At 65.9% G+C, this 11,514-nt stretch carries 8 protein-coding genes; all 8 read right to left on the minus strand.

Annotated features, from left to right (window positions below; all coding sequences use genetic code 11):
• Nucleotides 1-268 precede the first annotated feature (268 nt).
• Complete coding sequence (locus ABT392_RS16450) at nt 269-715, minus strand: hypothetical protein (protein ID WP_395385253.1); 447 nt, start codon at nt 713-715, stop codon at nt 269-271.
• Between the two features lie 901 nt (nt 716-1,616).
• Nucleotides 1,617-2,546 (minus strand): carbohydrate kinase family protein, encoded by a 930-nt coding sequence (locus tag ABT392_RS16455; RefSeq protein WP_395385252.1) that lies wholly within the window; start codon nt 2,544-2,546, stop codon nt 1,617-1,619.
• Entirely contained in the window at nt 2,543-3,775 is a 1,233-nt protein-coding gene (locus ABT392_RS16460) for an AGE family epimerase/isomerase (protein ID WP_395385251.1), read from the minus strand. The genes ABT392_RS16455 and ABT392_RS16460 overlap by 4 nt, the downstream gene beginning before the upstream one ends.
• A gap of 2 nt (nt 3,776-3,777) precedes the next feature.
• The gene (locus tag ABT392_RS16465) at nt 3,778-4,842 is read right to left on the minus strand and encodes an SGNH/GDSL hydrolase family protein (protein WP_395385250.1); all 1,065 of its coding nucleotides are present in this window, start codon (nt 4,840-4,842) and stop codon (nt 3,778-3,780) included.
• Nucleotides 4,839-6,152 carry a hypothetical protein gene (locus tag ABT392_RS16470; protein ID WP_395385249.1) on the minus strand — a complete coding sequence of 438 codons (1,314 nt, stop codon included), beginning with the start codon at nt 6,150-6,152 and terminating at the stop codon, nt 4,839-4,841. The genes ABT392_RS16465 and ABT392_RS16470 overlap by 4 nt, the downstream gene beginning before the upstream one ends.
• Nucleotides 6,140-7,471 carry a DUF5009 domain-containing protein gene (locus ABT392_RS16475; RefSeq protein WP_395385248.1) on the minus strand — a complete coding sequence of 444 codons (1,332 nt, stop codon included), beginning with the start codon at nt 7,469-7,471 and terminating at the stop codon, nt 6,140-6,142. The genes ABT392_RS16470 and ABT392_RS16475 overlap by 13 nt, the downstream gene beginning before the upstream one ends.
• A 2-nt stretch (nt 7,472-7,473) precedes the next feature.
• Nucleotides 7,474-8,745: a serine hydrolase domain-containing protein gene (locus ABT392_RS16480; RefSeq protein ID WP_464970824.1), complete on the minus strand. Its 1,272-nt coding sequence runs from the start codon at nt 8,743-8,745 to the stop codon at nt 7,474-7,476.
• A 147-nt stretch (nt 8,746-8,892) separates the two neighbouring features.
• Nucleotides 8,893-11,487, minus strand: a complete 2,595-nt coding sequence (locus ABT392_RS16485) for a TonB-dependent receptor (protein ID WP_395385246.1) — start codon at nt 11,485-11,487, stop codon at nt 8,893-8,895.
• Between the last annotated feature and the right edge of the window lie 27 nt (nt 11,488-11,514).

An 11,514-nucleotide genomic window follows, 5' to 3' on the forward strand; every position in this document is an offset into this window, starting at 1 on the left:
CGGTCATTGGTCGACGTCGAGAACGATACTTTTGAACGGCACCCAAGATGCTGCGGCAATGCGGTGGATTCCTGCGCAATGCCAGTGGAATTCCGAGCACAACTTCATCGACACTTGGCTGAACCAACTCGCGATGGGCGGTGAGTCGAACTGCACAGTCGTGAATTTCTGCATCAGCTCTTGCCCCCAAGCTGCAGCGTGACCACTGTTTCTCGAAGACGTAGATGTTGATGCAGCCAGCTACTAAGTCGATTGATCGACAATCTTTCTAGTCGTCACAGAAGTCCATGACCTGAGCCCACGCATACTGCGTCAGCAATGCGAGCAGTTCGTCTCTTCCAAGCCTCAGGTAGCGCTCCAGGAGCGGGTGCTCCTTTGCTGGTGTTTCATACACAGGCTCGTTCAGGTCAGCCAAGTCCATTAAGGCGTACGTAAAGCTCGCGACCAGTTCGAGCCGTCGATTGCTGGCTCTAACGCCTTGCTGTTCGTCGAAGATCAAGACCACGTCCTCTCGAGTCACGCGGCCACGGCCCACGCTGCACCCGTTGACATAGATCCCTCCTGTACATACAAGCGCCGCGAGTTGGGCATGATTCAGACTCTCCAACGTGGCCTCGACTGCCAGCCCCAGCATTACTCTGATTCTGATGAATTCGCCACCAGGCGCAGATGGGTGATGTCTGGCAAGCGACTTTCTGGAGCCTGGATTGGTCATAGCTCACTTCTCCTCGATGGGAAAACCACAACGGAAATTGAGACGCGACCAAGCAGCGGCCGTCAAGGGCCAAAGATTGAGTCCTGGGAAACCCGTCCACGGGGGCAGGTCGGCGCAGGCCGACGGCTGCTCGCGAAGAATGACCCTAATGCCGTGCGCGCACAGCCGCGTCGTAGCCATGCTATTTCAGCTGTTGAAAAATGTTTCATAGGCAAAGGGCCCAATTGCTGCGCTTTGCGCCAGCAAGTCAAATCAGCATCCCGCAGAAACCGACGTCTCCGGCGGGTACTCCATGTTGACGCCGCCAGGGCGCACGACAGTCGGCGCTACTTGTCCAGCCCGAGCCTGAGATGGTCATTCACTGGGTGCAGGTGTAGCCCTTCCAGCGCAGCTCCAGCTTCTCGCGAGAACAAGCACAACTCGATGAGCCACCTCGGCGGGCCTTCGAAAATGGCGCCACGCGGCCATCTTCACTCGGAATCGAGGCAGATGCCGCTCTGGAATTCTCTGAGCAGGCGGAAATTTGACTCGTCAGCAGCGGTGGCACCGCTCATGTTTTCACCGCGGCGTTTTCCAGGTCAGCTGTATGGCGCAGCGCGGGCCGGCCAGTCTCTGCCAAGTTCGGGACTTCGTGAAGGGCCTGCGTACAGTCTGCTGGCCAAGTGCTGAATGTCTATGGCGGCCCAAGTCGTGGCGCATCGGGGGAACGATATGGTTAGTTCTTGGTCGCGACCCACTTCAACTCAGCAAGTCCGCGATATTGCGGACTTGCTATCGGCATAGTCGGGGCTATCCACTACCGTATTCGCACACGTAGCCACTGCAAATTCCCTACTCGTATTGGATTCGTCCTGGCAAACGCGACCTGCCGCCAATTGCTGGTCTCACCGAGCGGCGTCGCCTATATGCGGCTGCACTCCGCGCGCGCCGCAATTGCCGAGACGGTCTCCCTGCCAGGCGAACAGGAGCCGGGTTGCGTGCAAGCGGCCGTGCCTGCGGCAACAGCCCAGCGAAGATGCTGGTCTGCAGCGCCTTCGGGATGCTGCAGCAGGCTGTCGATCAAGCCGGCCATGGAGGCATCGCCGGCACCGATGGTGTCCACCACCTCGACCTGCGGCGGCCTGGCTCGGGCGGCGCCTTGAGCACCGTACAGACGGGCGCCATCAGCGCCGCTGGTCAGCATCAACCAGGCCTGCGGATTCCATTGCCGGATCCGGGCCAGCCCCTGCTCCACGTCTGACGAACGAAACAAGCCACGCAGGTCCTCGTCGGAGACCTTGATCACATCGGCGAGTTCGCACATGCGCTGCAGCGTGGAGTCGAAGCACTGGTCCATCAGCAGGCGGTAGTTCGGATCGAAGCTGATCTGCTTGCCTTCGGACTTCAACTCAGCGGCCAGCGCGACCAGGCGCTGCGCCAGCGGCTCGCGAGCCAGGCTGATGCCGCCGAAATGAGCCCAGCGCAAGGCCTGCCGCCATCCGGATGGAAGGCGCTGCACGTCAAAGCAGAGGTCGGCGCTGTCGTCACCGATGAAGAAGTATTGAGGCGGTGCGAGCTCATGCACCACGGCCAGCAGCGGCGCCTTGTCCCAGGTCTGGATGAAGCGCTCGTCCAGGCCGGCCGCCAGGCTGGCCTCGAGCAGTTGCTGGCCGAAGACATCGCTGCTGATGCCGCCGGCGAATGCGCAAGGCACGCCCAGCTTGCTCAGCGCGCGCGCCAGGTTCCAGGTCGATCCTCCTGGATGGCTCTGCCATTGCGCGGCGCCGCTGCGAACCAGGTCCGTGAGCGCCTCGCCGAACGAGACTACCAGAGGCCATCCTCCGGTGCTCATCGCTTGGCTTCCAGCGCCGCCAGCACTTCGTAGCAGGCGCCCATGGTGTGGTAATCCGTCTTGCCGGCGGGACTCTTCTCGTCGCTGTAGGCGCGGTTGTCCGCCGTGAGGATGCGGTACCAGGCGCCATGCTGATGATCGACGAAGTGCCGCCAGCTGTAGCGCCAGAGCCGCTCGTAGTCGTCCCAGTAGCGGGCTTCGCCGGTGCGCAGGGCCAGCAGGCCGGCGGTGGCCAGGCTCTCCGCCTGCACCCAGAAATACTTGTCGGCATCGCAGACCTGCAAGCGGCCCGACTCATCGGGACCGAAGCCGTAGAACAGGCCGCCGTGCTGCTCGTCCCAGGCCTGCGCCATGGCGGTGTCGAACAACTCGCGGGCCCGGGGCTGCAGCCACTGCGCGCCCTGCAGCAGCAGGGGCGCGTCGCGTTCCAGTATCAGCAGCAGCTTGGCCCATTCCGTCAGATGCCCCGGCTGGTAGCCCCAGGGCCGGAAGATGTTGCTCTTGTCATGGCGGTTGTAGTCCCAGTCGACCGACCAGTCGGCGTGGTAGTGCTCCCAGATCAGGCCACCGGCCAGGGCCGCCTGGCGCTGCGTGATGTTGCGCGCCAGGGTCTCGGCGCGATGCAGGTAGCGCAACTCGCCCGTGGCCTCGAAGGCCGCCAGCATCGCCTCGCAGGCGTGCATGTTGGCGTTCTGACCCCGGTAGCCCGAGGTGCTTGACCAATCGGCACTGGCCTCGTCGGCATAGAGGCCGGCGTGCGGCTCCCAGAAGCGCGCCTCCATCAAGGCCCAGGTCTCGTCCATCCAGGCGCGCGCCTCGGCAACGCCGGCCATCAGCGCATGGGCGTAGGCCAGCATCACGAAGGCCAGGCCATAGGCGTGGTTGCTGCTGTCCAGCGCCTCTGCCCTGCCCTCGTGCCAGCGCAGCAGCCAGCGATAGCCGCCGGTGGCTGGGTCGCGATGCGCCTCGCGCAGGAAGCGCAGGCCATGCGCGAGCGCGGCGCGGTCATCGTCCCGACCGAAGCGGCGGGCCGCCATCGCGAAGTTGAAGACAAAGCGCGTGCTGCTGACCAGATGGCGGGTGGCCGTGTCGTAGACCCGGCCGTCGTCGCGATAGAAGTGGAAGAAGCCGCCGGTGGCATCGACGCAGCGCGGCCGGTAGAAGTCCATCGTGTGGCGGATGTGCGCGTCCAGCGTTGCCGGCGAGCGGAAGTCGGGAAATCGTTCCATGGTCACTTCAGGTTCTGCAGACGTTCAATCAACATGTCAGCCATGTGGCGGTGGTCGGCGGCATCCGGGTGCGAGCCGCAAGCACCACCATTCAGGCGGCCCCAATCCAGCAGGTCGATCCGCTGATGGCCCGCCGCCCGCTGCTCCTCCAGCAGCCGCTGCAACAGCGGACGCAGCCTGTCGCCGTTAGAAGGCAAGGGTAGGCTGAGCATCAGCACACGCGGCTGGCCGTAGCGCGTGCGCACCTCGGCCAGCAAGGCGCGATAGGCCTGCAGGAAGTCCTGCTCGAGCCGGGCCGCGTCGCGCGGCTCGCCCTCGCGCACCGGCGTGGAGAAGTCGTTGGTGCCCAGGCCGATGACCACGGTCTGCGGCTGCCAGTCAGGCGCGGGCCGGCTGGCGGGATCGTTCTGCAAGGCCCGCGCGTAATGCGTGCCATGGGTCTCGTGCGGCACACCGCCGTTCCAGTTGCGCACCAGGCCCATGCCGGACTTGGCGTGGATCTGCCACTCGGCGTTGAGGGCGCGTGCGGTGAGCACGGCAAAGCCCTGGGTGATGTCGGTGCGCGCGCTGATCTCCGGCCCGGTGCAGGCGCGGCCAGGCGAGATATTCCCCATCGCTGCGGTGTAGGAATCGCCGATGAATTCAATGCGCTGCACCGGCTTCGGCTCGGGCGGCAAGGGCGTGCCCTCGGCCAACTCGAAGCCCAGCACGCGCGCCGCCACCAGCGGCGATTCCGTGCGCTTGATCAGTTGGGCGCGATGCTCGCCCGCCGCCAGGCCCTGCAACCAGACCGTACGCGGGCCCACGGCCGGCGCGATCTGCAGGCGCGCCTGACCATCGACCTCCAGCACCCAGTGGTTGACCGCGTCGTCCAGCCGCACACCCACGGCTTCACCGCTGAAGCGCAAGGTCCAGCTGACGCCTGGCCAGGTCGCCAGCCATCCGCCCGCCGGAGCGGCAATGATGCGTCCGCTGGTCTGCACCAGCGATTCCAGCACGGGCTCGGCGCGCGCTCCGCCCACCGGTGCCAGCAGCACCAACAGGCACATCACCCATCGATTCCTCATCGCCCTACTCCCCTGAGCTTCAGTTCGGCCGCGAGCAAGGTGTCCAGCACTTCCTCCAGGCGCACCGGCCCGGTCCCGGCAGCAATCTCGGCCACGACCAGATAGCCGCGGTCCTGTCCGCCGGCCGTGAAGGCCTGGGCCAGGCGCAGCTGATCACTGGCCAGCAGTTGGCCGTCGACCCAGCTCCAACGCTCGTCGGCCACCAGGCAGCCGGCCGAGGGCGTGCCCGGAAAATAGGGTTCGCCCCGGTAGTACTCGGGATTGATGGTCGTGCCGTGCATGAGGATTTCGCTGCGCCCGGCCAGGCCGGCAAGCCAGGCCTCGCGCAGCGGTGCAGCCCAGGACGGCGGCAGCAGGTTCCGGTAGTCGGCCTCGTGCCAGGTCTTGCCTGCCTCGGCCTCATGCAGGAACTCGGCCACGCTGGCCTCGATGGGCAGCAGGGAATGCAGGTAGGGCGTCGGCCCAATCCAAGGGTTCTCGGCCGTACCGGCACCGCGCACGGTAAACAGGCCGCTTGGCGTGTTGCCGTAGGTCAGCGTGCCCGGCAGGCCGCTGCGCGCCAGCGCCAGTTGCGGCACGGCAAAGGGTCGGCCATCGGCGCCGCGCACGAAGCGGCCATCGGCACCGCGCACCAGCGCCAACCCCAGGGCCTGGCGGCCCGGCCGCTGCAGGCTGAAGACGACGGGCAGGCCTGGCTTGAGCGGCGCTGCCAGCAGGTCTTCGAGCGCGGGCGCCGGCGCTGCGTCCTGGACGCGCAGCACCTGAGCCAGCGCCAGCAGGCGCGGCTCGCTGCAGCAGTCCGGGCGACGCTGCAATGCCGCCATCAACGCCGGGGCGGCCGAGGGATCGGCCTTGAGCACCACATGGACCGCGATGGCGAACTCGCGCGCGCCTTGCAACTGCGGCAAGAGCGGCGCTATCAGCGGCGCCGCCTCCCTGGCGTACAAGGTGTGGGCCGCGGTCAGCAGGGCACGCTGCTGTTCAGGCGCTGCGCTGCCGAGGCTAGGCAAGGCCGCCAGCAAGGGCGCGCGCCCGGCGTCGATCTCGATATTGAAAAGCATGATGGCCGCCAGCGCGGCGGGCAGCTGGGCATCGCGCTCGGCCCCGGCGGGCAAGGCCAGCCGCTCTCGGATGCGCGCCCGCTCAGCGTCCAGCCGCGCGCGCTCGACCGACTGTGCCGCTGCCGGCCACTTGAAGTCCTGCGGACGGAAGGCTTCCAGTTCAGCCGGGCTGTGGCGCTTCTCCGGCGCGGCGCAGCCCGTGAGTACGGCGACGACGGCAACTAGCAGCAGCCCCTTCAGCTTTTCCATAGCCATCCCTTGCGGTTGCAGAACAGTGTCAGCAGCGAGACCGCCGCCGTGAACAGCAGCCCCTTGAGCAGGCCCAGCCCGACACTGCCCTGCAGGCTGCTCCAGGCCTCGTGCAAGCCCGTCAGCCTCAATAGTGGGAGAACGAGCAAGGCACCTGCCACATAGGCCAGCAAGGGGTTTCGACCATGTTCTGCCAGATAGCGCTGCAAGCGCTTCCCGGCCGAATGCGCAGCCATCGCGCGCAACACCAACATCGCAAGGAAGGCCAGGCCGCTGCAGACAAAGTAGTAGCTGAAGGTCGAGGGATCCTTGTGGATGCCGCCTTGCAGCGGCTCGCAGGCCAGGCCGAGCAGCAGCAGGCCCGCCCCAGCCGCCACGAAGCGCTGCGCCAGCGCATCACCATCGCGCCGCACGCGCCAGTACAGGGCTGCCAGCAGCATGAGGCTCAGGCCCAGGTTGAGCTCCAGCTCGCGGGCATAGAGCAGGCTCACGTTGCCCACGATCAGGCCAAGAGCCAGCCAGCCTGTCAGCGCATTGCCCGCAGGCGGCGTCGGGAAGCAGCGCAGCCACTCGCCCGCGAACAGCCCGGGCACGATAATGAACAGGTACTTCAGGTAGTACAGCTTGTAGGCCCAGGGCCCCGGCGTGAAGTTCAAGAGCCCCTGCGTCCAACTGCCAGGCACCGAACCCGCCAGCAGCACAGCCGCGAGCAGGGGCAGCACGGCGAGCCGCAGCAGCGGCGCATGCCGGGTGAAGCCGTACAGCAGCGTGCCGAACAAGGCCATGTTGGCCAGCACCAGCAGGATGATGTCGCTGCGCCCGGCGCTGAAGCCACGCCCGTCGGCAAACGGCAGGCCGAACAGCAAGGCGACCGCAGCCAGCCAGGCCAGGGCCTTGAGGGCCGGGCGTGCGGGGCCCAGTTGCAGACCCAGCAGCAGGAAGGCCGCCAGGGACAGGCATTGCGAGCGCCAGTCAGGCGTCGCGGCGATGACCCAGGCCTTCATGTGCTGGGTGAACAGCGCGAAATAAAGCAGCAGGCCAAAGCGCCGCAGGGCCGTCCAGACAAGTGCGGCGCGGCCTGCCGTGCGCAGAGCCAGCGGCAGGGCCGCCCCCATCGAGAAGAGGAAGAACGGGAACACCAGATCGACCCAGCTGATGCCCGCACGAGCGGGGTCGAAGCGGTGCAGCGGCGGCGGCACCTGGGCATGGAACATCCAGCCCGGCAGCGAGTCGCCGAAAGCCAGGCTGCCTGACAGCGCCATGCCCAGCACCGCCAGACCGCGTAGCGCATCTAGTGACTCGTCTCGCCGGGTTTGCATGCTTATCCGAGTGCCCTCGCCCACAACAGGCCGAGCAGTTGCTCTTCCCAGAGGGCGAAGCTCGAGTAGCGACCCGGGTTCACAGCCGGATTGGCACCGCAGCCGCCAATGGCGTAGATCACGCCGCAGCGCCGCCTGGGGTCGAAGATCACACCGGACTGCAGGCCGTAGGCAAAGCCCAGGTGGCCCCAGGCCTCGACGCCGCCCTGGGGCAGCAAGCGGTCGCCCCACTGCGGTCGGCTGCGATCGATGAAGTGTTGCGCGCCAACGCCCCAGGCCTGGAAGGCGCCGTCCGCCGTGTCGCCGTTGGCTGCCGCTGCATCAAAGCGCCATTCCTCCGACAGCAGCGCCCGTGCGCTGGCCGGTCGCAGGAAGGGTTCGCCCTGGTATCTGCCTTCGTCCACCAGCATGGCCATCAGCCGACCCAGATCACTGACCCTAGTGCGCAAGCGGCCCTGTGGCCCGAACAATGCACCGTTGCTGCCGAGCATGTAGGACGCCAAAGCGGCGCCGCCAATGGGCTGTGGCGGCACAGCCTTGAAATCATCGGTCTGTGCATGCCAGGGGCCTGCCGGGTCCCAACGACCACCATCGGCGCGCGCCTTGCGGTACAGCGTCGCCACCTGGTTGAGCTGGGAAGGTGGCAGGCGCGCGGCATCGAAGCCCCCCTGCATGCCAAGCGGCATGAGCACCCAGTGCTGCATCAACTCGTCGAAACGCTGGCCGGCCGCACGCTCCATCACGGAGGCCAGCACGGCAAAGTTCAGATTGGCGTATTGAAAGAAGCGGCCCGGCACATGCGCTCCCCATGAGCCGCCCTTGCCGAAACTGCGGCCACCGGGCAGCAGCAGCTCGCGCAGACCGATGTGCGGATCCAGGTAGTCGTCGCCGCCATCGGTCAGGCCTGAGCGGTGGGTCAAGAGGAGCCGGGCCGTCAGCGGCGTGCGCGAGTAGCGCGGATGGCGCAGCTCGTACCCGAGGATCTTGCCGATGTCAGCATCAAGATCGAGCCGGCCGGCATCGACCAGTCGCCAGGCTGCGACCGCCACGACCAGCTTGGTGACGGAGGCCATGCGGAACAGGGTATCGGCCGTCACCGGCAGATCGACACCTCCCGGCGGTGCGATGTAGCGGCGGCCGAACTGCGCCTCATAGACATTGCGCCCCTCTCGCTGGACCAGCACCGACAGGCTGGCCAGCGGCCGCTGCTCATGCTCGACCAGGGCTTTCAAGGCCTGATCGAGTTCATCGGCCGAAGGCTCTGCTGCCGACATGACATTCTGGGCGGGCCAGGCCAGCGCGGGAAGGGCCAGAAGCTGGCGACGGCGCAGCCCTGCCAGCCTCTTGTTTGCATCAAGCAGGTTCACGTGGAATCTCCGGCAAGGGCCGGCCGCAGCAAGCGCCGCGGCCGGCCAGCGACCTCAGCGGAAGCTGTAGGACAAGTTGAGACCCACGGTGCGCGGCGTGCTGTAGATCATCCGCGTGCCCATGATGGTGTCGCCCAGGCTCTGCACCGAGACCTGCGCCCGCTTGTTGGCGATGTTCTGCACCCACAGCGTGGCCGACCAATCGCCCATGTACAGGCCGATGTTGGCGTTGTAGAGCGTGTAGGCCGGGTAGAACAACGGCGGCGACTCCGAGACGGAATCGGTGCGGTCATTGCCGATCTTGGCCACATAGCGCGCAGACAGTCCGGCCGAGATGTCGTAGTCGTCGAACACGGTGGTGTTGTAGCGAACGCCGAAGTTGTGCTTCCACTTTGGCGCGCCATTGAGCTGGCCGCCAGCCTCCCAGACCCGGCAGTCCGGCCCATCCGGATCACCGGCGCTGCCAGGACGGTTGTTCGCCGCGTAGGTGCACTTCTGCTTGGTCGTCACCCACTTGGCGCGCGTGGTGGCCGAGCTGTAGCTCAACTGCCAGTGCTCATTCACGCGGTAGCGTGCGCTGAACTCCAGGCCCTCGGAGCGGGCATTGGGGCCGTTGACTGTGCCGTTGAGCGGGAAGTCGATGCCCAGGCCGAAGGGGTCGGGCAGGCCTTGAGAGTAGTAGGTCTGCACGTTCTTCCAGTCGATCCGGTAGACGCTGGTCTGCAGGTAGAGCTGGCGGTTGAACAAAAAGCCCTTCAAGCCCAGCTCGTAGTTGTCGGTGGTGTCGGGCTGGTAGGACTGGGTGTCGGCAGCGACCAGGCGGTTTTCCTTGGGCGAGTCGCGGAAACTGTTGTTGCCGCCGCGGCGGAAGCCTTGCGAATAGGTCGCATAGCCCAGCAGGTCGTCGGTGAACTGGTAGCTGCTGTTGAGCTTGAAGTAACTCTTGTTGCTGCCCTTGGATTTGCTGTTGGTCTTGGTGTCGGCCAGCTCGCCGGCGTAGTCGCGGATCAGCGCGTTGCCCTCGTCGCTGTAGCTGAACACGCGGCCGCCGGCCATGACGCGCCACTTGTCGGAAAGCGCATAGTTCAGCTCGCCATAGGCAGCCGTCTCCTTGTAGCGGCTGCCCAGATCTTCGGCATAGCCGGAGTCAGTCTTGCCACCGACGGCAGGGCGATTGATGCCATAGAAATCGCCCTGCGGCGGCAGCTTGTCGATGCCCGTGAACATCTCGTCGAAGCGCCAGTTGCGGTTCTGGGTCGTGCTGAAGGCACCCACGATCCAGCTCAGCGGGCCCTCACCCTTGGACGTGAGTCGCAGTTCGTGCGACGTGCCGCTGTAGCTGTTGTCGTACGTCATGTACAGCGAGTTGTTGGACTGACGCACATTGCCGGCGGTGAACCAGTTGTAGAACGCATTGCCCTGGCTCGCATAGTCAGCCTGGCCGGTGCGAGCATCGGCAAAGCGGGAGCTGTTGGCATGGAAGCGTGCCCAGCCCAGGTCCCAGTCCAGGTCCAGGCTGTCGAGCTTGAAGTCGCGATCGGCCCACTCGGGATAGCGCGAGAGGATGGTGTGGTCATTGACCACGAAGGGTGTCTTGGCCCGATCGGTGTACGCACAGGCGGCACCCGAGCACGGCGACACGTTCAAGCGCCATGCGGCATCGATCTGGGCCGGCGTCGTGGCGTTGGCGATGCGCACCGGATAGAGGCTGGCGCCGCTGGTTCCATGGGCGAGCTGACTCTGCTCGGCATGCGAGACAGTCAGTTCCAGGCCGGGCTTCAGGCGCCACAGCAGGGCAATGCGGCCACTGTTGGCTCGCTGCCAGTCGTCATCTTCATAGACGTTGGTCTTGGCGTCGGGCTGGGTCACCCAGGCCCAGGTGCCCGTGCGCCACGGCGGGTTGGAGACACGGTCGGTATAGCCCTTCTCGTTCAGACGCGCGAAGGAGCCGCGCAGCGCCAGGTCCTCGCCCAGCGGCAGGTTGAACATCGCGTCGGTGTCGTTGGACAAGCCGCCGTATTGGGTCTGGTAGATCGAGGTCGAGAGCCGCGACTCGGCCTTGCCGAGCTTGGGCTTGTTGGTGACGTAGCGCACCGTACCGCCGAGGCTGCCGGCACCATAGAGCGTGCCTTGCGGGCCGAGCAGGGTCTCGACGCGGGCGATGTCCTTGATGCGGTAGCCGATGTTGGGCAGCATCGTGTCGTCCAGATAGTAGGACAGGGTGGATCGCGCGAACTGCTCGAGATTGTTGGCATTGACCGCCGAGACGTTCAGGCCACGCACGGTCACCGAATCGGCGAAGCGCGCGCTGTTGCCCGGCGCGCTGATGGCCTCGCTCTGGCTGATCAGCTTCTTCAGGTCGGTGATGTTCTCTTCGCGCAGCTTGTCTTCGGTCAGTGCCGTGACGTTGTACGGAATGCGGTGGGCGGCCTCGGCTCGCTTGCCGGAGGTGACGGTGACCGTCTCCAGCTTCTCGGTGGGCTTGCGCTGGGTCTTGTTGGCCTCTTCGGCCTTCTGGTCTTCGGACTTCTCGGACTTAGCCTGCGGCACCGGCGCGGGCGTAGTCGCGGTCTGCGCAGCGGCATGGAGGCTCAAGGCGAACAGGGCTGCTGCAGCAGCGACTGGGGTCATCTTCTTTGCAAAGCTCATGGCGAATCTCTTGGTCTGGAGGGAACC

Origin of the sequence: Paucibacter sp. JuS9, from assembly GCF_044043925.2 — a bacterium.
Classification (GTDB): Bacteria; Pseudomonadota; Gammaproteobacteria; order Burkholderiales; family Burkholderiaceae_C; genus JAUASW01.